Source organism: Gordoniibacillus kamchatkensis, from assembly GCF_000829455.1.
Taxonomy (GTDB): Bacteria; Bacillota; Bacilli; order Paenibacillales; family NBRC-103111; genus Gordoniibacillus; species Gordoniibacillus kamchatkensis.
The window spans coordinates 1-23,991 of record NZ_JXAK01000080.1 but is presented as its reverse complement, the minus strand read 5'-3'; the positions used below and the strand labels follow the sequence as shown (position 1 = coordinate 23,991).

The 23,991-nt window shown below is 54.2% G+C and carries 22 protein-coding genes and 2 pseudogenes; all 24 read left to right on the top strand.

All coding sequences use genetic code 11. The features are described from left to right. The first annotated feature begins 175 nt into the window (after positions 1-175). Positions 176-1,045, top strand: coding sequence for an energy-coupling factor transporter transmembrane component T family protein (locus SD70_RS29050; RefSeq protein WP_041052043.1), 870 nt, complete (start codon positions 176-178; stop codon positions 1,043-1,045). Positions 1,046-1,108: 63 nt separating this feature from the next. After that, positions 1,109-1,552: a DUF1284 domain-containing protein gene (locus SD70_RS29045; protein WP_041052042.1), complete on the top strand. Its 444-nt coding sequence runs from the start codon at positions 1,109-1,111 to the stop codon at positions 1,550-1,552. Between the two features lie 390 nt (positions 1,553-1,942). After that, the gene (locus tag SD70_RS29040) at positions 1,943-2,704 is read left to right on the top strand and encodes an MgtC/SapB family protein (RefSeq protein ID WP_041052040.1); all 762 of its coding nucleotides are present in this window, start codon (positions 1,943-1,945) and stop codon (positions 2,702-2,704) included. A 562-nt stretch (positions 2,705-3,266) separates the two neighbouring features. Then, positions 3,267-4,358: a response regulator transcription factor gene (locus SD70_RS29035; protein WP_041052039.1), complete on the top strand. Its 1,092-nt coding sequence runs from the start codon at positions 3,267-3,269 to the stop codon at positions 4,356-4,358. Then, on the top strand, positions 4,355-4,843 hold the full coding sequence (locus tag SD70_RS34230; RefSeq protein WP_052488031.1) for a hypothetical protein: 489 nt from the start codon (positions 4,355-4,357) through the stop codon (positions 4,841-4,843). The genes SD70_RS29035 and SD70_RS34230 overlap by 4 nt, the downstream gene beginning before the upstream one ends. A gap of 4 nt (positions 4,844-4,847) precedes the next feature. Next, entirely contained in the window at positions 4,848-6,083 is a 1,236-nt protein-coding gene (locus SD70_RS29030; RefSeq protein ID WP_052488030.1) for a sensor histidine kinase, read from the top strand. A 784-nt stretch (positions 6,084-6,867) separates the two neighbouring features. Further along, positions 6,868-7,869 (top strand): hypothetical protein, encoded by a 1,002-nt coding sequence (locus tag SD70_RS39975; RefSeq protein WP_331436856.1) that lies wholly within the window; start codon positions 6,868-6,870, stop codon positions 7,867-7,869. 85 nt (positions 7,870-7,954) lie between these two features. Further along, the gene (locus SD70_RS29020) at positions 7,955-8,845 is read left to right on the top strand and encodes an ABC transporter permease (protein ID WP_041052038.1); all 891 of its coding nucleotides are present in this window, start codon (positions 7,955-7,957) and stop codon (positions 8,843-8,845) included. Between the two features lie 18 nt (positions 8,846-8,863). After that, positions 8,864-9,757 carry a carbohydrate ABC transporter permease gene (locus SD70_RS29015; RefSeq protein ID WP_041052037.1) on the top strand — a complete coding sequence of 298 codons (894 nt, stop codon included), beginning with the start codon at positions 8,864-8,866 and terminating at the stop codon, positions 9,755-9,757. A gap of 29 nt (positions 9,758-9,786) precedes the next feature. Beyond that, positions 9,787-11,886, top strand: a complete 2,100-nt coding sequence (locus SD70_RS29010) for a DUF5054 domain-containing protein (protein ID WP_052488027.1) — start codon at positions 9,787-9,789, stop codon at positions 11,884-11,886. Positions 11,887-12,295: 409 nt separating this feature from the next. Next, positions 12,296-13,056: pseudogene (locus SD70_RS29005) on the top strand (DeoR/GlpR family DNA-binding transcription regulator). A gap of 84 nt (positions 13,057-13,140) precedes the next feature. After that, positions 13,141-14,241, top strand: coding sequence for an alcohol dehydrogenase catalytic domain-containing protein (locus SD70_RS29000; protein WP_231571652.1), 1,101 nt, complete (start codon positions 13,141-13,143; stop codon positions 14,239-14,241). Positions 14,242-14,526: 285 nt separating this feature from the next. Beyond that, positions 14,527-15,579, top strand: a complete 1,053-nt coding sequence (locus SD70_RS28995) for an ABC transporter ATP-binding protein (protein ID WP_041052036.1) — start codon at positions 14,527-14,529, stop codon at positions 15,577-15,579. Beyond that, positions 15,572-16,450: a carbohydrate ABC transporter permease gene (locus SD70_RS28990; RefSeq protein WP_041052035.1), complete on the top strand. Its 879-nt coding sequence runs from the start codon at positions 15,572-15,574 to the stop codon at positions 16,448-16,450. Before SD70_RS28995 ends, SD70_RS28990 begins: the two co-directional genes overlap by 8 nt. A gap of 132 nt (positions 16,451-16,582) precedes the next feature. Continuing rightward, positions 16,583-17,323 (top strand): carbohydrate ABC transporter permease, encoded by a 741-nt coding sequence (locus SD70_RS28985; RefSeq protein ID WP_156158254.1) that lies wholly within the window; start codon positions 16,583-16,585, stop codon positions 17,321-17,323. Positions 17,324-17,353: 30 nt separating this feature from the next. After that, a complete protein-coding gene (locus SD70_RS38840; protein WP_231571649.1) occupies positions 17,354-17,614 on the top strand; it encodes a hypothetical protein in 261 nt (86 codons plus the stop codon). After that, entirely contained in the window at positions 17,577-18,014 is a 438-nt protein-coding gene (locus tag SD70_RS39555) for an extracellular solute-binding protein (RefSeq protein ID WP_269432552.1), read from the top strand. Before SD70_RS38840 ends, SD70_RS39555 begins: the two co-directional genes overlap by 38 nt. Positions 18,015-18,034: 20 nt before the next feature. Beyond that, on the top strand, positions 18,035-18,685 hold the full coding sequence (locus tag SD70_RS28980) for an extracellular solute-binding protein (protein ID WP_394298034.1): 651 nt from the start codon (positions 18,035-18,037) through the stop codon (positions 18,683-18,685). A gap of 46 nt (positions 18,686-18,731) precedes the next feature. Beyond that, positions 18,732-19,568 (top strand): glycerophosphodiester phosphodiesterase family protein, encoded by an 837-nt coding sequence (locus SD70_RS28975; protein WP_082053741.1) that lies wholly within the window; start codon positions 18,732-18,734, stop codon positions 19,566-19,568. Between the two features lie 56 nt (positions 19,569-19,624). Next, positions 19,625-19,906 carry a hypothetical protein gene (locus SD70_RS28970; RefSeq protein ID WP_041052034.1) on the top strand — a complete coding sequence of 94 codons (282 nt, stop codon included), beginning with the start codon at positions 19,625-19,627 and terminating at the stop codon, positions 19,904-19,906. 124 nt (positions 19,907-20,030) lie between these two features. Next, entirely contained in the window at positions 20,031-20,522 is a 492-nt protein-coding gene (locus SD70_RS28965) for an Lrp/AsnC family transcriptional regulator (RefSeq protein WP_041052033.1), read from the top strand. A gap of 13 nt (positions 20,523-20,535) precedes the next feature. Beyond that, positions 20,536-21,728, top strand: a pseudogene (locus SD70_RS28960) (aminotransferase class I/II-fold pyridoxal phosphate-dependent enzyme). 239 nt (positions 21,729-21,967) lie between these two features. After that, complete coding sequence (locus tag SD70_RS28955) at positions 21,968-22,228, top strand: aspartyl-phosphate phosphatase Spo0E family protein (protein ID WP_041052032.1); 261 nt, start codon at positions 21,968-21,970, stop codon at positions 22,226-22,228. A gap of 268 nt (positions 22,229-22,496) precedes the next feature. Then, positions 22,497-23,042: an extracellular solute-binding protein gene (locus SD70_RS28950; RefSeq protein WP_052488026.1), complete on the top strand. Its 546-nt coding sequence runs from the start codon at positions 22,497-22,499 to the stop codon at positions 23,040-23,042. Positions 23,043-23,991: the final 949 nt, after the last annotated feature.

Sequence of the window (23,991 nt, the reverse complement as noted above, 5' to 3'; positions counted from 1 at the left end):
CCAGCGGTCAGCCGCCTGAGTCGGAGGCCGGTTCGCCCGGCAGCTACTAGTTTCGGCACGACCCTCTTCTCTCGGCGGCAACTTGGCTGAACCTCAGCCTGCCTGTCCCAGCAGTCACCCGGCAGAACCTCAGCCTGCCTCGCCAGTCGGCAACCAGCCTGAGCCGGACTCGCATTTGCCCGGTAATCGCCATGCGGAGGATCAGCCTGCCTCTCCCAGCGGCCGATCGGCAGAGCCGGAAGCCCCCGCCGCGCCGCAGCCGGCGGACGAAGTCCCTTCGCAGACCGCTGGCTGGGCCCGTCGGCTCGACCCTCGGGTCAAATGGCTGGTTATGCTGCTGGTTACGACTGCGATGCTGATGCAGCGCAGCTGGAGCGGCATCGCGTGGTCGGCCGCGGCGGCGCTTGCGATCACCGCTGCGGCGAGGCTGCCGCTGCGGCGTTACAGCAAGCTGCTGCAAGCTTACTTGCTGTTTTCGGGCATATCTGTGCTCGTCTCCGGCATGCGGTTCACACCGACGGATGCCGGAGGCGGAGCGCCATGGATATCGATCGCCGGGGACGAGGCGCTGCCGACCGCCTTGTCGCTGCTTCGCTTCGTGCCGGCCATGCTGGTAGGGCTGCTGTTCGCTCACTCGACGAGCCCGATGGAGCTGAAACGCGGTCTCGAGCAATGCGTGCCGCATCAACCCGGCAAACACCGCGCCCTCCCTTTGGAAGTGCTGTCGTTCTCGGCCGCGATGCTGTTCCAGTTCATACCGCTGCTGTCTGCCCAATGGGAAAAGTTCTCGCGCATCGTCCGCCTGCGCGGCAAATCGGCCGCGAAGCCCGGCCGCGTGGCTGCTCGCGACATGCCCGCCGTGCTGGCGCCGCTGCTTGTCGCAGCGTTCCAGCTGGCGGAGCGGATGGCGCTCGCGGTCGAAGCGCGCGGCTACCGGCTCGGACAGCCGCGCACGGCGAGCGTCGTCCTGCGCTGGACCGGGCGCGACTGGCTCGCGCTCGCGGCCGGCGCCGCGCTGGCGACCGCGCTATGGTTCATTCGATAACCGGGCTGGCTCTGTTGGAAGTCGTCACGATCTCGCGCCACAATGCGCAATAGGGAGGAGAATATGGTGAAACGTTCGGAGAAACCGGTCAAGCTGCGGGGCCATCACTTGCTTTGCTTGCTCGGCTATAGAGGCATGGGCTACTCCGCTGAATATGCGGCCAATATGAACGCCGTGCACGAGCGGCTCCGAACGGAGCCGGAGACGGCCGTCGCCCTCGTCCTCGGCGCGGACGACCTGTGCTCCTGCTTTCCGGCGGATCAGCCGTATCACTGCGATTCCGACACCGTAGCGCGCCGGGATGCCGCCGTGCTGGAGCGGCTCGGCCTAGAGCCCGGGCAGTCGCTCGCCTGGAGCGAGCTGCTGCGCCGCATCGCAGCGGCCGTGTCGCCGGCCGACGTGCCCCTATGGTGCGCATCTTGCCCGTGGCTGCAGTATGGCGTATGCGAAGAGGGAGTCGCCCTTGTTCGCGCAGGCGGCGGTCTGCGGCCGTTGGGTCAGGACTAAATTCCGCGTGTCCATAGTTACCGCAAGAACAAGCTTCTTCAGCATCAGCCCAGGCCCCTGCAGCTTGCGCAAAAGGCCCGCCGGCAGCCGGCGCATTTTTCCAATCGGCATGAAAAGCTGCCTCTTGCGCATGGTCATGCATCGTAGAGAAGGCTTCGAAGCGGAGATTTTCTAACCGCTAAACGTGGCTACGCCCACATCAAAATAGTTCGATAGAAGTTTTTTACATCTATTGCCAAGCGCCATGACGCATGCTACAATGGCTTAACTTCAACGAGTTGGATTATGCTGGGCATTGTCCCGTCCGGTGCGGCACCCGTTCGGCTGCCAGGCCGGCACAGGTCTCGTCAACGAAGCGCAGCGAGGAATTTGGGCGAGGGGGAATAGCAGTTGGTCGGGAGCATTTGGCATATCGGTGGTTGGGAATTAACGGCGCGCTTGCTTCTGTCGGCAGTGTTAGGCGGGCTGATCGGCTTCGAACGAGAATGGAGCAATCATGCCGCAGGCCTTCGGACGCACATCCTGGTATGTTTGGGCGCTACTTCGATCATGCTGCTGTCCATATACGGTTTCGAACAATTCGTTAATGAAACGAACGTCCGCATCGACCCGGCGCGGCTGGCGGCACAAGTCATTAGCGGCATCGGCTTTCTCGGCGCAGGCGCCATTATGCGCAACGGCTCGACGGTGTCCGGGCTCACTACGGCCGCATCCATCTGGGTAGTGGCGGCTATCGGGCTGTCGGTCGGCGCCGGATTTTTCTATCCCGCCTTATTGACAACGCTGCTGGCGCTGATCAGCTTATTCGCTTTGAACAAATGGGAAAAGTTCGCGATGCGCAAAAGGCGAAACCACGAGCTCATGATCAAAGTGCCCGACAAGGCAGGCATGCTCGGCGTCATCGCCACCGAGCTGGGAGCGCTCGGCCTGCAGATCAAAAACATCCAAATCAAGCCTCTGGACGAATTGTCGGGCATCGATAACGCGACCGGCATCGTCGAACTGCGAATCAAAATCGGCTCTCATAATCCGGCGCTGTTCATTGCCGCGCTTGAGAAAATTTCCATGCTGCCGGGCGTGCTTTGCATCGACTCGGCTTACGCGACGAACCGGGAAGCGAAAGCGGCTGCCGGTAACAACCCCGGTGAATAGGACGTATTTAATCAGCAATAAGATGCAACATAGCTTGATTATAAAAAGCAGACGCTCCGCTTGCGAGTCGGGGTGTTTGTTTTTTTTTGCGACGGCACAACCCGCCAACTTCCGCCGATTTCAGCTGCGACGTCTGACCCCGCTCATTGAGACTGTTGATGTACGAAGGTGCACAGCGACAAGGCGGCGAGTTACGTTGTTGGATTGGGTGCATCGCTGAGGTGCATACCGGCCGCCATCCAGTTTCACCTTACCACCGGTTTGAGGCAGCATTCTGCAGCTGCTTCAACCGCATCATCTCTTTTCGGGGGCCCAGACCGATCAGCGCCTAGACAATCGCGAAGTCTCTCAAACTTAATAGTATGAAAATGATCAAATATGATATAGTTGTTCCCAAAAGAGGAACTGGACAATACGTCCTGCAGCATGTCGGGTACGTTTATCCGAATAAGAACGAAAAAGCTTACAAGCCACCGCATCTCCAAAGGCAAATCGCCGGTCCGGGCTCAGACGCGCTCATGTGCCGGAAGGTAAACTATGTCGGAGAAAGGAGCAAGGCCAGATGATATCAACTCTTATCGTTGACGATGAAAAATTGGTAAGAAAGGGACTCATTTCGACGATGCCTTGGGAGAAATTCCATATTCAGATCGTCGGGGAGGCGAACAACGGACAAGCAGCGCTTGATTATATGCATAAAAGCAAAGTGGACCTTCTCTTCGCGGATTTGACGATGCCTGTCATGAGCGGGTTTGAATTGATCGAAGCCGTTCGTGCGGATTTTCCCGAAACGCTGATCGTCGTGTTGACCTGCCATCAAGACTTCGACTATATCCAGAAGGCGATGCGTTTAGGAGCGATCGATTATATTGTCAAAACTCAATTGGAACAAGAGAGTATGGACGAAGTCCTTTCGCGAATTGCCCTCAGGGTTAGTTACGAACAGTCTTTGCGAATATCGTCAGCGGCTGCCTCCGGTTCGCTTTCCGCCACGACCGGTAAAGGCGGAGAAGAGAGTAGGAAAGAAAAGGAATGGCCAGCCCTAAAGGAGCAGTGGTTGTCTCTGCAATGGATCCATAACGATGCATTATTTGATAAGCTGTGCAATTACGCATTTCATTCGAAGGAGGATCCGATCTCCCAAGGCATTATCGCTTCTTTGGAGCATTGTCCGGTCGTCTTCAACGACGAGGAGCTGAGATGCGATCTTGAGCGGCTCTTCGCGCTTCAGTCTTGGCCCGCAGTTGTTCGGCTGCTGTCGAAAATCCGCACGAATCTTCGGAATAACATAGAGCGGCTTCCTTATTTCCGGGACATTGTCATCAACGTTGTCCATGTACTTCGGTATATTCACCAAACCGAAGATTTCATGATGAACCGGGATGACCTCGCAGCCCGATTCGGTATGAGCCGGGGCTATTTTAGCCAATGCTTCAAAAACATTGTCGGGAAATCGTACGGCGAATATTTGAAGGAGCTTCAAATCCGAAAAGCGAAGACGTTAATCAGGCAAACCGACTTCCCCATCTATTGGATTGCGGAAAAATCGGGATACAAGGACGAAAAATATTTCAGCAAGTTGTTCCGTTCCCGTGTCGGCATGAATCCGATGGAATACAGAAAACTATGCAAAGGGAGCGAAAGCGAATTGTGAAAGTTGGCTTATTCCCGTTAAACTCCTTGAAAACAAGACTGATCGTCATTCTTCTGCTCAATGCCCTCATCCCCCTCTCGCTTCTGGGCACGGTCGCTTACTTGTCCATCGAATCCATCTTCCATCAAAAAATCGAGAACGGCATTCGTAATACGCTCAAGCAAACAAAGGTCGGGCTTGAGAACATGCTGAGCAATGCGGAATATGCTTCGCTTCAGCTTTCCAACGAAGGAAGCGTTGGCCAGAAGCTGGAGAACCTGCTCACTTCCAGCAGCTATTTCGACCAAATGCAAACGACTGAGGAAATCCAGCGCAATATCAATCTGGTCAATTTCACGAACCCTTATTTGGGGTTGATGTTTTATTATTTCCAGGACGACCATCGGATTATGTTTCAAAATCTGGAGGTGCAAAACAACTTTTCTTTGGACCAGCTTCCGGTTTTGGCGAACAAAGCGGAAGAGTTTTTTTTACGGACCGCATAAAACGATGTACAAATACGGCCACAACACGGTCTTTTCCCTGGCGCGCCCCATACATATTCCCGGCACGAAGCAAAACACCATTTACGTGTACATTGAGACGAATCTGAAGTTATTTGAGGAAATTTTATATAAACAGCAGTATGGAATGAAAGCGTCGCACATTATTTTCAATCAAAAGGGAACGATCGCCTACAGCGATGACGAGCGGGAATTCCCGATCGGAACGGCAAGCACCGCGATCCTGGATATAAAAAATTCGGAGCATTACTTTTTTAGCGAAAAGAGCAATCAGGGATGGTCGATTGCCGTTGCGATCAGAAAAGCAGATTTTGAGAAGGAGTTTCGAAAGCTGCTGCTTAAAATTGGCGGGATCGCCTTATTCTGCTTGGCGATCAGCATCGTGCTGGCCCTGCTCTTGTGGAGAACGGTGTACCGGCCTCTGAAAAGCATCCACAAAGAGATTCGCTTTATGGCGGACAGCAAATTCAATTCGACGATTAAATTGACCCGGATTACAGAGTTCGACTACGTTCTGGACGAGTTTCTTCGGGCGAGAAACCGGATTCTCGAGCTTTTTGGGGAAATCGAGCAGAAGGAGCGGATAAGGGCCCAATTGGAAGTGGAGAAGCTTCTGTATCAGATCAACCCGCATTTTATTCATAATACGTTGAATACGATTCAATGGCTTGCCCGAATGGAAGGCCATCAGGAAATCGACCGGCTGGTTTCGATTTTCACGCGAGTGCTCCATTATAATCTCGGCAAAGATGGCGGAGTCGTGCCGCTCATAAAGGAAGTCGAGGCGCTTAAGGATTATGTTGCCTTACAGCGCATCCGTTACGATTATGATTTCGACGTGCGTTTTGAAGTGGATGAAAGACTTGCGAATGTGACCATTCCCAGATTTATTTTGCAGCCGCTCGTGGAGAATGCCTTGTACCACGGACTGAAGGACGATAAGGGCACAATCGAAGTAACGATCCGGTCGGAAGACAACGCTCATGTGGTCATTCAGGTCAGAGACAGCGGAAACGGCATGGCACCAAATCAAATCCAAGCTTTACTGGCGGACGATGCGAGCGAGGAGAAAAAGGTCGGACTCGGGATCGGTCTCCGCTATGTGCTTCGGACGATCAAGGCGCATTACGGAGATTCGTGCCAATTTCACATAGACAGCCGTGTTGGTCAAGGTACCGCAATCACGCTGCTCATCCCGATTGAACCGGAAGAGCAAGTATGAAAATCGTTGCTTCCGGTAGGAAAACGGTCATGACGTTGCCGCAAGCCAGGCCTGTTTCCGCACCCGGATCGACCGTTTTCTCTCCCTGCTCCGTTCGGAGCTGCACTATAATGGCGTTGAAGTTCAGATAAAACGAAGGGGGAGAGCAGATGAAGAACAAATGGATTGCGCTATTGCTTATCGTCGGTATAACCATTGTTTCGGCATGCAGCAACCAGAGTAAAACCGGCAACAAGCCGGAAGCGGCAGCGAACAACGGTGCAAAACTGGGGCCATTCGACCGGTACGACCAGACTGTGACGCTTAGCATTGGGAAAATGATCAGCACAAAGGATACCAACTTGCCGAACGGCGACACGGTCGACAACAACGAGTACTACAGGTATGTGGAAAAGAAATTGAACGTGAAGGTCACGCATGCGTGGCAGGTGGAAACGCCGGACGCCTATCAGCAGAAAGTGTCCGTATCGATTGGGGGCGGGATCTTCCGGACGGCTTTCATCGTGGACGAACAGCAGCTGAAGCAGCTCGTCGAGGCGGATTTGATCGAAGATTTGTCGAGTATTTATGCCAGCACGATCAGCCCGTTAATCAAAGGATATTATGATTCTTATGGGGACCGGGTCCTCAAGCGAGCGAAGTTTGACGGAAAGTTGATGGCTTTCCCGAACACTTTCATCGCCGGCGAGAATGAAATCATGTGGATTCGCAAGGACTGGCTGGACAAATTGGGGCTGCAGCTCCCCGAACGCTGGATGATCTCGAGAAAGTCGCAAAGGCGTTTGTGGAAAAAGACCCGGATGGCAACGGCAAAAATGACACTTACGGGTTTACGGGGAGCTCGAACCTGGGCTGTTTGGGCGAGCATTGCTTCGATCCGATCTTTGCCGCTCTGCACGCATATAAAGATAAATGGCTGAAGGATAAGGATGGCAACATTACCTTCAGCTCCATCATGCCCGAGATGAAGACGGCTCTGGCCAAGCTTCGCGAGATGTACGCGTCCGGGCTCATCGACAAGGAATTCGCGGTTCGCAAAGATCCGAAGGAGCTGATAGCGGCCGGCAAGGTGGGAATCGACTTTAGCCCTTGGTGGGAGCCTTACGCTTCGCTTTCCGATTCGGTTAAGAACGATCCGAAGGCGGAATGGATACCGCTTCTCGCTCCTCTCGATGCGCAAGGAAAGTTTAATATGTATGACCAGGATCCGGTCACGCAATTTCTGGTCGTCAGGAAAGGCTACGAACACCCGGAGGCCGTCGCCAAAGTATTGAATGTGGGAACCGAAGGGATCAGAAAGCTTGACCCGGGCTCCAAAGATATTTACAAAGGGTTAAACATTTCCTGGGTGCAGTGGCCGTTCCGCTTAGCCCTTAACGAAGAGGATACCGCCTATAAAACGCACCTTGAGCTGGAAAAGGCTTGGGAAGCGAAAGATCCGTCCAAGCTGAACGACGAGCAAAAAATGTGGTACGAAAGCGTGAAGAAGAACGACGAGAATCCGAAAAAGGATATGGCGGCTTGGGCGGATAGCATGGCGAGACTATACGGCTTGCACGTTCTCGGTTCGGACAACATCAATATCGTCCGCAACGCCTTCTTCGGCAAAACGAAGACGATGGAACTGAAATGGTCCACGCTGCAAAAGCTGGAGCAGGAAACGTTCCTCAAAATCATTCTGGGCGAAGAGCCGGTCGACAAATTCGACAGCTTCGTAACGGAGTGGAAAAAGGTCGGCGGAGACCAAATCACCGACGAAGTAAAAAAAGAAGCGAACAGGAAGTAATCGCTCGCTACGGTTTGGCTGGAAAAGGCGCACAGTGTCCGCACTTCGCGCCTTTTCCAGTTTGCGGGAGACGGAGGAGACGGGAATGAAGAGTAAAAGCGCGTTGTTCAGCTATCATGCGATGCTGTTGCCGGGGTCTGTTTTGCTATTTATCTTTCATATCATTCCGATGTTCGGGATTGTTATGGCGTTTCAGCATTTTATTCCGGGGAAGTCGATCTGGAAGCAGCGCTGGGTAGGATTCGAGAATTTTGCCTTTATGCTGCAAATGCCGGACGGCCGGCAAGTTTTCCTGAACACGATCATCATCGCCGCGATGAAAATCGTCGCCGGCCTCGTGGTTCCGGTCGCTTTCGCTCTGCTGCTCCATGAAGCGCGCATCCGTTGGTTTAAACGGTCGATTCAAACGATTGTATATTTGCCGCATTTTATGTCGTGGGTCATCCTCGCCGGGATTATTACCAACATGCTTTCCCTGGACGGGGTCGTCAATCAGTTTCTGGGGCTCTTCGGCGTGAAGCCGATTCTGTTTATGGCAAGCAACACCTGGTTTCGGCACATTGTGGTATGGAGCGATGTCTGGAAGGAGTTCGGCTTCAGCGCGATCATCTACCTGGCTGCCTTGACCGGGATCAATCCGTCTCTCTACGAGGCGGCCGAAATGGACGGGGCGAGCCGTCTGCAGAAGCTGATTCATGTTACGCTGCCCGGTATTTTGCCGACCATCGTACTGCTTTCGACATTAAGCATCGGCAATATATTGAACGCAGGCTTCGACCAAATATTCAATCTGTACAATCCGCTCGTTTACTCTACCGGCGATATCATCGACACATACGTGTACCGTCTCGGCCTGATTCAGATGCAGTACGGGCTGGCTACGGCAGTCGGACTGCTCAAGTCGGTTGTGGCGCTCATATTGATTGTAGTTTCGTACCGGTTGGCCTACAAGCTTGCCAATTACCGCATATTCTAACGTGGAAAGGAACCCGATATGGTAAGATCACAAACGTTAACAAACCGCATCGAAGACAGCGCGATTTTGTTGATGCTGGCTATTTTCGCATTGGCTTGTCTTTATCCGGTCTGGTACATCGTTGCCGTCTCGTTCAGCGACAAATCCGCAACGAATGCCGGTATGGTTCATTTTTGGCCTGTCGGTTTCAACCTCTCCTCCTATCATATCATCCTGGGCGACGAGAAGTTTTTCCGAGCTTTCGGCATTTCGGTCAAAAGGGTCGTTCTGGGCGGGGCGATCAATTTCGTGATGACTGTTATCATGGCCTTTCCCTTATCGAGAGAAGCAAAGCTGTTCCCGGGGAGAAATTTGTATATGTGGTACCTGGTCTTCTGCATGTTGTTTTCCGGCGGGCTCATTCCTCTTTATATTACCGTTACCACGATAGGTTTGCAGAACAGTATATGGTCTTTGGTCATCCCGGGGGCCGTGCCGATTTTCAATGTCATCCTGGTCATGAACTTTTTTCGCAGCCTGCCGAAGGAACTGTACGAAGCGGCAACTATGGATGGCGCGGGCGCGTGGCAGACGTTGCTGCGGATCTATATCCCGCTGTCGGTCCCCGCGCTTGCCACCGTCACCTTATTTAGCGTCGTCGGCCATTGGAACGCGTTTTTCGACGGACTCATTTATATGAACAAGCCGGACAAATACCCGCTCCAAACGTATATTCAACAGCTTGTCGTGATCATCGATCCCGAATTGATGAAGTCGCTTACGACCGATGAACTGGTCAAACTGATGAAGGCCTCGGATAAAACATTGAACGCAGCGAAGCTTGTCGTGGCGATGATTCCGATCCTGCTGATTTATCCGTTTTTGCAAAGATTTTTTATTCATGGCATTGTTCTCGGTTCGGTGAAAGAGTAATGGTCTGCTGAAGGAAGGGAAGGGGTTTCATGGAACCTGTCAAGCGGGTGCACGTTGTTTTTAAGACACATCTCGATCTTGGTTTTACGGATTTGGCCGAACATGTGGCGAATCAGTATTTCGACCGGTTTATCCCGATGGCGATGGAATTGTCCGAGCGGCTTGCGGCGGAGGAAGGGGACTGCAAGTTTGTTTGGACGACGGGCTCCTGGTTGATTCATGAATACTTGAAGAGAGCGAACCGCGAGCAGGCGGAGAAGATGAGGGAAGCGATATCCAGAGGCTATATCGCATGGCATGGATTGCCCTTCACCACCCATACGGAGCTCATGGATCCGGAATTGTTCGAGTTCGGATTGTCACTGTCGAAAAAGCTGGATGCCGCCTTCGGCAAGAGCACAATAGCCGCCAAAATGACCGACGTTCCGGGACATACCGCAGCGATCATTCCTCATCTTGCCCGCAGCGGCATTCAATTTCTGCATCTGGGAGTAAACCCGGCTTCGAAAGTGCCGAGCGTGCCCGGACTTTTCGTTTGGAAAGCGAAGGATGGCTCCGAACTGATTGTAAACTATGCCGATAACTACGGGAAAAGCCTGGAATTCGAAGGGCTGCGTGACGTCCTCGTGTTTGCCCATACCGGGGATAATTCCGGCCCCCCTTCCCTGGAGGCAATAAAGAAGGAATTCGCCAGACTGGCGGAGCAGTACCCCGGAGCTTCGATCCAGGCGTCCACGCTGGACGCCTATGCGGAGAACGTGATTGCGATCAAGCACCGGTTGCCGGTCGTCCACGAGGAGATCGGCGATTCGTGGATTCACGGCATTGCGACCGACCCTTGGAAGGTGGCACGTTACCGGGAACTGCTGCGATTAAGAAAACGGTGGCTCGAGGTTGGAGAACCGTGGCAAACGGAAGAATGCGAGCAATTTTCCAACTATCTTCTTCTTATCGCGGAACACACATGGGGGCTCAATCTGCAGAAGTATTTGCCGGACTATCGCAATTATTCGCGATCGATGTTTGACTCCGCCAGACAGGCAAACCTGATCCCGCAAGAGGCTGTGCCCGCTAAGTACCAATATTTGAGAATCAATCCGCCCGAAGTGCAGAGAAGCTATCAATTTTTTGAAAGCTCCTGGCGCGAGCAGCGCGAATATGTCCAAAAAGCGGTCGATGCGCTCAGCTCATCGAAACGGTCGGAGGTTCTAGACTCATTCGCAGCGATGGAGCCGGAGCCGAAGCCGCTTGGCAGTCCGCGGCAGGTACAGGTTGACGCAATGTATCGCCTCGGCGGGTTCGACGTACGGTTTGCGAGCGATGGCTCCATCTCCCGATTAATCGACCGCAACGGCAAAGAATGGGCGGACGAGAGCCATCACCTCGGGATATTTGCATATGAAACGTTCGGGATCGAACATTATCATACCTGGTTCGAGCAATACGTTTCGAATCGGAACAAGACGTACGGTTGGTCCGATTCCGACTTCGGCAAACCGGGAATGGAGCTTTCCGACCCGCAGCCGCAAGGAAGAACCTACAGTCCCCGTCTGATTTCGTTGGAAATATCAAACGAAGAGGACCACGACGTCGTTCGCACGCAACTCATTATGCCCGATGATGCGGGCGATGAGCATGGCTCGCCAAAGAAATTGTCGATCGATTATGTGTTTTATAAGAACGGCGGCCAGATCGGGGTGGAGTTCATTTGGCGGAACAAGCCCGCTTACCGGCTGCCTGAAGCAAGCTGGTTCTCTTTTGTTCTGAAGCTGGATAATCCGAATTTGTGGAAGATGGATAAGATGGGAATGCTGCTGTCTCCTCTGGAGGTCGTGAAGAACGGCGGACGCAACTTGCATGCGTTGAACAAAGGCATTTTCTACCATGGGACAGACGGCCAGGTGGAGATTGAAACGCTCGATGCACCGCTGCTTTCGCCCGGAGAGAGAAGAATGCTGCGATTTGACAATACGTTTGCCCCTTTGGAAGGCGGGATGCACTTTAATCTGCACAATAACGTCTGGGGAACCAACTTCCCGATGTGGTTTGAAGAAGACATGAGGTTTCGTTTTATGATTACGTTCCATTCGGCTTTGCGGGCTTCCATTCCCGCGAACGATTGCCAGTGATGGGCCGGTACAACTTGCGCTGTGCGGATATCAACATCTGCAAGCTGCTTGGAGCGTGCAGCCGCCTGCCGCACAGTTTAAACAAGATTTGCGTATAATAGCAACGCCTGTTACGACAATGGCGAGTTCCGCCGAACTGCGGAGCTCGCCATTCGTTTTACGCCCGGCATGGACGTCATCTTTAGGGTGCAAGTCCCGAACGGGTTTTAGCGGTTTCTGCTCCATAGCGTGCATACTCGCGCGCTATCGCCAAACAGCCTGAACATTCGGAATGCCGGCGCCCGCAAACATTTCGTGTATTGACAGGAATGTTTTGAAGCGGGTAAGATAAAAAAAGAGCACAAACGAGCAGAAATAAACAACGATTTCTAAATTTATGATAGATAATGCTTATTTGGAGGCGACCGGCATGCTGCCTGCGGAACGAAAAATGAAAATATTGGAGTATGTCAGACGGCATCGCGCCGCTTCGGTTACGGCACTGGCCAACGAATTCGACGTGCACGAATCGACCATTCGCCGCGATTTGGCGGAAGCCGAGCACGAGGGCTTGCTGAAACGGACGCACGGCGGCGTCATTGTCGAGCGGCACACCAATAACGAGCCGTCGTTTAACGAAAGGTCGAGCGTCCAGCTGGAGCAAAAATGCGCATCGGCCAAATGGCTGCCAGCCTCGTCGAAGACGGGGACCACGTCATTCTCGATTCCGGTACGACCACGCTTCATATCGCCAAAAATCTTACCAAGCACACCAATATTACCGTCGTGACGAACGACATTAACATAGCAGCCGAGCTGCGCGACGCCCCGGGTGTTAAAGTGACGGTAACCGGAGGCGAGCTGTATCCCTCGAGCTACATGCTGAACGGCATGTTCACGGATTATGTGCTCCGTTCGCTGCACGTATCGAAAGCTTTCATCGGCACGCCGGCCATTCATCCGAAGCACGGTCTGATGCATCCGGAGGCGCAGCTCGTTCTGGCCAAGCAAGGGATGATCAGTTCCGCACAGGAAGTTATCGTCGTAGCCGACGACACGAAAATCGGCAAGCTGTCTTTGTACAAAGTCGCCCCGAACAGCGCGATTCATACGCTGATTACAGGAAAAGAGGCGCCGGACTACGACATTAAACAATTCGAAGATGCCGGCATCAACGTCATTACCGTCTGACTTCCGATGGACGTTCCGCGGCCGTTCTGTCTGGCCGGGGAATTTTCATATACCATCAATCATGCATCGGAGGTGTTACAGGCAGTGGTAGACTTAGCGAGCAGAAGAGTGCAATCGCGCACATGGCGCTTGACCCGGCCCCGCGAAATTCAGGAGCTGCTCGTGGAACGAACCGTCCGCAACGGATTTGTAGCGGTCGAGCCGACGCTGGCAAGCATTTGTCACGCCGATCTTCGTTATTACGGCGGACTGAGAAAGCCTGAAGTACTGGCCAGAAAGCTGCCGATGGCCTTGCTGCACGAAGGGATCGGAACCGTTGTTGAAAGCGATTCCGCACAGCTCCCCCGCGGACGGCGGGTGGTCATCGTGCCCAATTTGCCAGGCCATTTGCTGCACGGGCTCGAACCGGAGCAATGTTGTCCGGCATGCCGGGGCGAAATTGAGGACAACTATTGTTACCGCTCCGAGTTTCTGGGCAGCGGCACGGACGGTATTGCCCAAAGCCGGCTCGTTATTCCGGAAGCGTGCGCGATTCCGATTCCCGACTCGGTGCCGGACGAGATCGCCGTTTTGGCCGAATTATGCAGCGTATCGTACAGGGCGCTCAGAAAAGTAAGCCATCTGCTGGACCGGGCCCGGGTCGCCGTGTTCGGAGACGGACCGGTCGGCTATTTGACGGCGGCCATGCTGCACCATACTTACCGAATCGGCAAAGACCGCCTGACGGTGTTCGGCGCGATCCGGGAAAAGCTGGAGCAATTTTCGTTCGCCGCTACCGAGCTGGTGCAAAGCTACGATTTCCAAGCCGGCGAAAAGGCGGATATTGTGGTGGAATGCACGGGAGGCCGGTTCAGCGAGTCCGCCATCAATCAGGGAATCGGCGTGCTCAAGCCCGGCGGCTATCTCGTTGCGATGGGGGTGAGCGAGGAGCTTGTACCGATCAATACGCGCGATGTGCTGGAGAAAGGAATTGCGCTCTACGGCAGCAGCCGCAGTTCGGTGAGCGACTTACGAGAGTGTTTGGCGTTATGGAGGAGCCGGGTGCCAAAGCACGCTGAGACGGCTCATCCCGGAAACGTATACGGCCGTGAGCACGGCGGACGACTTCGCTGGCGCAATGGAGTCCGCCATAGCTCACCGGGACTGGAAAAAAACAATTCTGGACTTTCGCTGGTGACGCAGTGAAAGTCCAAATAAGATTGTAACACAGAATAAGGATGTTGTTAATGAGCAGGACCGGGGCAACCGGTATCAAGCAAACCTGTTTTGTAAGCGAATACATTCGTAATTGGCGTTCATACTTTCTTCATATGCGCATAACACTCCCGAAACATTTCATTTTTAACATACAAATGGGCAAAAAATGAACAAAAACGAGTACATATGCTCATTCGAAGAAAGCGGGTGTTGCGGCCAAAAAAATACGCACATTTAAGATCGGCAAGCGAGCCAGTAAAGGGGGATTGACCGTTGGCGTCCATCGAGTTTGTCCATGTGACGAAGTCGTTTGACAAGCATGTCGTCATCAAAGACCTCAATTTGAAAATCGAGGACGGCAAATTCACCGTTCTCGTAGGCCCGTCGGGCTGCGGCAAAACGACCTTGATGCGCATGATCGCCGGGCTCGACCCGCAGACGTCGGGCTCGGTGCTCATCGGCGGCAAAGACGTCTCCCGCGTTGCCCCCGGGCAGCGGGGCGTCGCTATGGTGTTTCAAAACTACGCCATTTACCCGACGATGTCCGTACGGGAAAACATCGAATTCGGCCTGAAGAACAACAAGGTGCCGAAAGAAGAGCGAACCCGCTTGGTAGAGAGCATCAGCGCCACCGTGGGGCTGCAGGATTACTTGGACCGGAAGCCCGCCACTTTGTCCGGAGGCCAGCGCCAGCGGGTCGCTCTGGCACGCGCCATGGTGAAAAAGCCGTCCGTTTTTTTGATGGATGAGCCGCTTTCCAACCTTGACGCCAAGCTTAGAGTGCAAATGCGCGTCGAGCTGATCGAAATGCACAAAAAGCTGGGCACCACGTTCGTTTACGTCACTCACGACCAAGTAGAAGCGATGTCCATGGCCGACACGATCGTGCTCATGAACCAGGGCCAAATTCAACAGGAAGCTCCGCCGGAAACTATCTATCACCTGCCGAGCAATCTGTTTGCGGCGCAGTTTATCGGCGTCCCGCCGATGAACGTCGGCGATTTGGGCGAAGACGGCGTCAAGTTCGGATTTCGTCCGGAGAACGCTGTGCTGTCGGCAGAACCCGGCGACAATCATTTTTCCGTGCGAGGGATAATTGTCACCAGAGAAATGCTCGGATCGGAAACGATCTATCAAGTGAGATCCGCGCGCCATTCCTTTATGGTCAAATGCACGGAGGACTTGTTTACCGTCGATCAGGAAGTGTGCCTCGGGGTGAAGCCCGACAAAATGTTTTTCTTCGGGGCAGACGGGAAGCGGATCGAACGGGACGACGCCCGTTTCGACGGCTATATGAAGGCCTTGCGAGGGCTCAGCCATGAATAACAAGCCGGTGTGGGAAGCGGTTCGCCCGTATGTCATGATTTTGCCCGCCATGGGCGGGATTATCCTGTTTGTCATCTATCCCGTCATCTATTTAGTCAAATTGAGTTTTTACAAATACAACTTGATGAACGCGAGCAAAAGCAAGTTCATCGGGCTCGACAACTTCAAGCAAATTTTCAGCCGCGAAGATTTTTTCAGCGCGCTCTTGAACACTGTTCTGTACACCGTGGGCGTCGTCGTGCTGACGATGATCCTCTCGCTGCTGATCGCCGTCTGGCTGAACCGAAAAAGCCGCTTCAACGCCATCGTTCAAGCCGGCATCTTCACGCCCCATATTATTTCCATCGTATCGATCGCACTGGTGTGGATGTGGCTCATGGAACCGAGTCACGGCCTGCTCAACTTCCTTCTCAAGGCGATAGGGCTGCCGACGTCGCAATGGCTGCAAAGCTCGAGCACCGCCATGATTTCGGTCATCATCGTATCCGTATGGCAGAGCATCGGCTATTACACGCTCATTATCGTCGCTGCGCTGCAAAGCATTCCGCCCACCATCTACGAAGCCGCCGCCCTTGACAACGCCAGCAAGTTCAAAGTATTTTACAAAATTACGTTGCCGCTCATTTCGCCGCAGCTGTTTTTCATCCTGATCATTATGACGATCGGCTCCTTCAAAGTGTTCGATACCGTCAAAATCATGACCGGCGGCGGCCCCAATAACGCGACGACGACGCTCGTGTATTACATTTACGAATTCAGAACGAACAGCATCGGGTATGCCTCCGCTACGGGCGTCGTTTTGATGGCGATCATTGCACTGCTCACATTCGTCTACTTCCGCTTGCTGGCAAGCAAGGTGCATTATCAATAAGTGATTCAGATCACGAGACAAAGGGAGGGGGAAGCGGTGCGCTACATATCGGAGCTGAGGCCTGTGGAGCGGACGTTAGGTTTTGTGCTGAAGGCCGTAGTGCTGGCGGTGTTTGTTTTCCCGTTTCTATGGATGGTTTCGACTTCGCTGCAAACTTTTCAGGAGACGCTGGCGTTTCCGCCTACCTGGATTCCGGCAGCGCCGCAGTGGATTAATTTTGCGGAAGCGATGAGCGCCGGCCCGTTTCTGACTTATGCCAGAAACTCGGTCACCGTTACGCTCTCTGTCATTGCGCTGCAGCTGATCGTCATGATACCGGCGGCGTACGCGTTCGCGAAGTACAAGTTCGCCGGGAAAAAGGCGCTGTTCGCCATGGTGCTGCTCGCCTTCATGATTCCCGGCCAGGTCACTTTCATTCCCGTTTATTTGATGCTGGCCGATTGGGGTATTATCGATACGCTGCTGCCGCAAATCATTCCGTTCATGTCGAGCGCCTTCGGCATTTTCCTGCTCCGCCAGTACTTTATGCAAATTCCGCAAGAAATTATCGAATCGGCCAGATTGGACAATGCGAGCGAGTTCGCGATCATACGGAAAATCATGATACCGATGTCGATGCCGGCGCTGGCGACAATCGCCCTGTTTAGCTTCGTGAGCCACTGGAACGATTATTTCTGGCCGCTCGTCATGACGGATTCGGCCGGCGTCCGGCCGCTGACGATGGGGATCGCCGTGCTCAGGGAGACGGAAGGCATCAGCAACTGGCACATCATTATGGCCGGCAACGTCGTCCTGGTCGTGCCGATTTTGCTCGTGTACGCAATAGCTTCCAAACATATCGTCAAGGCGTTCGTTTATTCAGGGATTAAATAAAACATTTCCATGAACTGGAGGTCGTTCCTAATGAGAAACAAGGTTTCATCCGTTTTGCTGGCGACTACGCTGTTCGCGAGCGTGCTGGCCGGCTGCTCCGGGGGCCAGCAGCAGCCTGCCGCTGCGACCAAGGGCTTCCCCGTCGCCGCAAGCCTCACAGGCGCAGAAGCCCGCAACGACGAGCGCAGGCGGCAAGACGGTCGTCAACTTTTGGCATTCTTTGGGCGGCAAAAACGGCGATTACATCAATGCCATGATCAAGCGCTTCAACGACACCCACGACAAAATTGAAGTCGTCGGCACGTTCCAGGGTTCCTACGATGAGACGGTGACGAAGCTGCAGCAGGCGGTTGCGGCCAAAACCGCGCCGGATGTCACCATGCTGGAACGCGCCTACGTGCAGATGTTCGCCGATTCGGACGTGCTCGAAGATATGACCCCGTATTTGAAAAAGTCCTCCATGTCCAAGGACGACTTCGTTCCCGGCCTGATGGGGCACTCCATCTTCGATAACAAGCTCGTATCGCTGCCGTTTAACCGCTCCACCCCGATTTTGCATATCAACAAGACGATGCTCGATGAAAAAGGGCTGGCCGTGCCGAAAACGTGGGACGATCTGAAGAAAGCAGCCACCGCCCTTGTCGTGAAAGAGAACGGAGAGTACAAGCGGTACGGCTACACGATGCCTTAGACACGTGGTATCCGATCGCGATGATCGGCCAGGCGGGCGGCAAATTTTTTAACGATGCGACGAGCTCCGTCGGCTACACGAACGAGGCTGCCCGGACGTTCCAATTTCTGAAGGAGCAGCAGAGCACGGGGGCATTGTATTACCCTCCGGCTCAAGACTCCGGCAATATTGTCAACCAAATGTTTACAAGCGGCAAAGTCGGCATGATGTTCCAGTCCACCGGCGTCATCGGCAGCCTTCTGGACAACGTCAAGTTCGATTACGTAACCGCTTTCTTGCCGATGGACAAAGCGTATTCGACGCCTACCGGCGGTGCGAACCTGTCGCTCATGGCCGGCTCCAAAAACAAAGACGCGGCCTGGGAATTTATTCGCTGGACGATGACGGACCCTCAAGGCGGCCTGCAGTTTATTCTCGATTCCGGCTACTTGCCGTTCACCAAAAAGATGGTGGAGTCCCAGCAGATGAAAGATTTGTGGGCGAAGCAGCCGAACCGCAAGGTGGCCTACGACCAGCTCCAGTATGCCGTCGACACGAACAAGGCCGTTGCTTGGCCGCAAGTGATGCAGGAGTTTTTCAAGTCGATACAGGCCATCATGTACGACAACAAGCCGGTCGAGCCGACGCTGGAGACGTTCAAGAAGGAAACCGAAAGACTTTTGAAAAAGTAAGCGGCATGCTGCGGCCTACGCTGGCGGGAAAGGACGGCTTCGTACCATGATCGAACGGCTTCAAAACAACACTTCCATCGTTGTGGCCGCCCATCGCGGCTGGAAATCCGCATATCCGGAAAACACGCTGCTCGCCTTCCAAAGGGCGTTGGAGCTCGGCGCGGATATGCTGGAGTTCGACTTGCGGCTCTCCAAAGACCGCGTTCTGACGGTCATCCACGACGAAACTCTGGAGCGTACGACGAACGGCACCGGCAAAGTTAGCGACTATAGCGTGGCCGAGCTGAAGCGGCTCGATGCGGGCGGATGGTTCGGCAGCGCATTCGAAGGGCTGAAAATTCCTACGCTGGAGGAGCTGTGCCGGCTACTTGCGGCATATCCGGACGTTCTGCTCAACGTCGAAATCAAGCCGAGTCCGGATGCCGGGGAAGCGGCCGACAAAGCGATCGCGTTGCTAGGGGAATACGGCTATTTGCCGCGCTGCGTTTTTACGTGCTTCGATGCAGCGGTTTTGGCCTACATCCACGATGCTTACAACCTGAAGACGCAAGGCTTCCCCGGAGAGCTCATGCATAACTTTGTGCCGGGCGAGCAAGGAAGCTATTCCAAAATGTGGGCGGTCGGCATCAGCATGAAGCTGCTGACGCCGCAGCTGGTCCGGCAGTTTGAAGAGATGGGGCTCCTGGCGTGGTGCTATTGTCCGGACGATGACAAGCAGGTGCACTATGCGCTAGGCTGCGGCGCGACGTTAATGACGGTCAACAATCCGCTGCCTGCGATGCGGATTCGCGAGCTGATCGAGCGCGGCAGCGGCGCGGCTGGCGAATATATATGGCCTGGACCGTCTGCTTCCGGCTGCGGCGCTAAAAAAATAATTGAATAATTATTCGAATACGTGTATATTTATAAGTGTAATCTTTTTCTCGGAAGGTGATCCGATTGAAAATCGCTTATGAATATAGCGTTCCTTCGAGCGAGCAATTGACTCGGCTTGGTCTCGATACGGCCTTGCTGCAAGCTGGATCCGGCTGCGCCGTCACCGCCTACGACGGCGACGAGCCGATCGGCTTCGGCTTCGTGCAGGAAGGAGCCGAGCCTGAAGACGGATGCTGCATACAAGTGCATCCCGCATACGCGCAGCGGCAAATCGACGTCAACATCCGCAAGCTGCTTGGGGTGCGCAGCCGTCAGCCGCACAGCCTAAACAAGATTTGCGTATAATAGCAGCGCCTGTTAACGACTATGGCGAGCTCCGCCGAACCGCGGAGCTCGCCATTCATTTTTCATTGAATTGGGACGCACATTGGGTGTAAACTGTTTTTATATTTGCGAGGAGGCCCAGATCATGAACGAATTGAAGCTGAAGATTTTGGATTTGCTGAGAGAGGATGCGCGACGCTCCCCTGCCTTGATAGCGACCATGCTGGGCGCGGCGGAAGCCGAAGTGGTTGCGGCCATCAAGGAGCTGGAAGCGGACCACGTTATCGTACAGTACGCGACCGTCGTCAATTGGAGCAAAGTCGATGACGAGAAGGTGACGGCGCTGATCGAGGTGCAGATGACCCCCGAGCGCGGCCGCGGCTTTGACGGCATTGCGGAGCGCATTTATTTATATCCGGAAGTGAAATCGGTTTATTTGATGTCCGGCGCCTACGACTTGCTCGTCGAGGTCGAAGGGCGCAATTTGAAGGAGGTCGCCTCCTTCGTCTCCGACAAGCTGTCCCCGATCGACAGCGTGCTGTCCACGAAAACTCATTTCATTCTGAAAAAATACAAGCAAAGCGGCATCATTTTCGAGGATCACGAAGACGATCACCGGATGCCGATTTCTCCGTAAAGGGTGAATCGCCATGAGCCAAGAGAGCATAAAACTGCAGCACAAGTCGATGAGCGACTATTTGGCTCCGCTCGTGCGGGACATCCCGCCGTCGGGGATACGCAAATTTTTTGATTTGGTCAGCGCCAGCAAAGACATCATTTCGCTCGGTGTCGGGGAGCCGGATTTCTCCACGCCGTGGCACGTGCGCGAGGCCGCCGTCTATTCGCTGGAGCGCGGCAAGACGAAGTATACGCCGAACAGCGGCATACCGGAGCTGCGCGAACGATCGCGGAATATTTGTACGGCAGCTTCCATGTCGCTTACGAGCCGAAGGACGAAGTGCTCGTCACCGTCGGCGGCAGCGAAGCGATCGACCTCGCGCTGCGGGCGCTCATTACGCCTGGTGACGAGATTCTCATTCCCGAGCCGTGCTACATTTCTTACAGCCCGATCGTCACGATCGGCGGAGGCAAAGCCGTCGGCATCGAGACGAGCGCGTCCAACAACTTCAAGCTGCAGGCGAGAGAGCTGGAGGCAGCCCTGACACCGCGTTCCAAAGTGCTCATCCTCTGCTATCCGAGCAATCCGACCGGCGGCATCATGACGTACGAAGACTTGCTGCCGATCGCCAAAGTCGTGCAGGAACACGATCTGATCGTGATCTCGGACGAAATTTACGCCGAGCTCACTTACGGCACGAAGCACGTCTCCATCGCTTCGCTGCCGGGCATGCGCGACCGGACTATTCTCGTCAGCGGCTTTTCCAAGGCGTTCGCCATGACCGGCTGGCGGATGGGCTACGCGTGCGGGCACCGCGAGCTCATTTCGGCGATGACGAAAATTCACCAGTATACCGTCATGTGCGCCCCGACGATGGGGCAGGTGGCCGCCCTCGAAGCGCTGAAAAACGGCCTGGAGGAAAAAGACCGGATGGTCGAATCGTACAATCAGCGGCGGCGTCTCGTCGTCAAAGGCTTTCGCGACATCGGCCTCGAATGCCACGAGCCGGAAGGCGCCTTTTACGCTTTCCCGTCGATCCAGTCGACCGGACTCAGCTCTGACGAATTCGCGCACCGGCTTCTGGCCGAAGCGAAGGTGGCGGCAGTGCCGGGGCATGTGTTCGGACTCGGCGGCGAAGGCTTCGTCCGATGCTCCTACGCCTCGTCCGTCAGCCAGCTGAATGAAGCGTTGGAGCGCATTTCCGGGTTTTTGCGCAAACTGTAGGAAAAACTTATATCGAAGTATTTTCGGAGATGAGCGACTGCATTTTAGCGGAAGTTTTTGTTGCCGAATCCGGGAGCAGCCCGAAGAAGTTTATGCTTTCCGATTTTGTAAAAAAACGTGAAAAAAGTTATTTTCAATTCGGATAAAAACTGGTATCTTTAACATAGAGGACGGCATTCAAGGTTCGTTGTATGCATCGTACGTTCCGCAGCACAAAGCCGGGAAAGGAGTCGGAGGACATGGCATTCATGGAAGTTCAGCTTACGGATTATCAGGGTCTGCTCGCAAGAGAACGCACCGGAAACCGTTGGCCGTTCGCCAGAAATCGCAAGTCGAAGGCTCAAATCGCTCTGGAAGAGGAGATTCACTCGCTCCGCTGCCGCTTGGAACAGATGGTCGTCGAAGGCCGGACGATGACTTCGGACGCCGTTGTGGAAGTCAGCATGCTGCTTGATCGGAAGATCAACGAATATATGAATTCAGTGAGGAAGGGCCGGTGAACGCCGGCTTTTTTCTTTTGCCACCCGAGCCGAAGCGATGATACAATATACGGAGATTAACAGGCTGCCCGAGAAAGTATGGCTGCGTTGCGGACCTAAGAATGTGGGTCTCCTGCTTCGCCCACACTTGTGTTCCCTTCGAAATTGAAACATGGCGGGAACACGAGTTCAAAAGGCGCACGCTGTGCTCATACGCCTATATCCCCATCCTCCGCTCCGCCTTTCTCGGGCAGCCTGAGATTAACGACATAAGGGAGAGAGCTAACCTGTGAAGGCAAAACGTTTCCGTGCATTGCCGGCGCTGGCGGCCCTTCTCGCGGCGCTCGCCGTCTTCGCGGCAGGCTGCGGCAGCAAGCCGAAGGCGGACGTTTCGGTATTTCTGATGGCTGCAAACGGTGTGCCGCAGGAAGCGGCGGACAAGCTGCAGTCGGGGCTGACGGCGGCGGTAGGCGCATCGCCGACAGTGCATTTGCAAGCGGCGCCGCTGTTTTCGATGGAGCTCATGATCGTTCAGCTGGCCGCCGGCGAGCACGACATTATCGTGCTGCCGAACGAGCAGTTTCAAACGCTGGCCAAGCAGGGCGGACTCGTGCCGCTGGAAGATTTGTTTAACAAGGACGATTACAAGGCAGGCATCGTGGAGTCGAACGACAACGGCAAAGTCGAGACGCACCTGTACGGCGTTCCGCTCGACGATGCCAAATGGTTTAAAGATCAAGGTCTGAATGGCAAAGGGCTGACGGCTTTCATCCCAAGCAATTCGAAGCATCAGGACAACGCAAAAAAAGTAATCGTCAAGCTGGCGGCCAAGTAGGCCGCTTTTTTAGTTGCAGGGGAAGGGCAGGCGATAAAACTGTGCATTGCGGATCGCAGTGCCTTATGCATAAAATGCTTCCCGGTTGTTGGAAGGCAAACCGGCGGTCGTTTCTAGGCTAAGGCGCCGCCGGGTGGCGGCGAGGGAGGCAGGCTGGCGTGAACCGTGCGCTCCGGCACCGGTTCGGCATGACAGCGGTCAACCATATGGTTCCAGTGGGCGAGGCAGTTTCAGTTAGGCAAAGAACCGATTCGCTATGTAGCGTCTTGCGGGACGCTGTTAGGCGCCGATTTGACGAAAGGACGGTGCAAAGACCGACTGTTCGCTGCATAGCGACGAAAATTCGCACGGAGCGACTTTCGCGTCGCTACATACCGGTTTTTCCATTTTGGCGCAAAATCAGCGTCCACTAAGGCTTTATTCAGCGAACACGGGCTTTATCGCTGAGCGGAGCTGCCTGTTTGGGAGCGGGATCAAGATCAGGGGGCCGGATTATTCAATTAACGTTTGCCGTTTTTTTCTCCTCGTACTTCCATTATCCTGCCTGTTTGTTCAACAATGAAGGAATTGTGAAACAACTTTATTCACAAATAACAGAAGATATGGTCAAGAGCCGAAAAGGGATGCTGCATTCAAAGATGGAACGCAGCCTTTTTCAATTACACGCTCGAGTTAAAAACGGAGCGTAAGATCCTTCTGCGCCATTCTCGGTCGCTGCGCCCTCGGGGAACGCGTGTGTCGCGACAGAGGAGTCGCAAGGGGCGGTTATCCTGTCCGCTGAAAAAGTAACTGGAATTCCTCCCGATTATGATGACGGGTTTACCGATTCCGTGCAGTTACATGGAAATTCCGGCTAGGCCCCCTTAATCCGGAGTCCGGCCCGTAAAAATATTGGTTTCCGCAGCTCACCTTTAATTTACGACTCTCTCCTCAAGAATTGCAGGGGCTG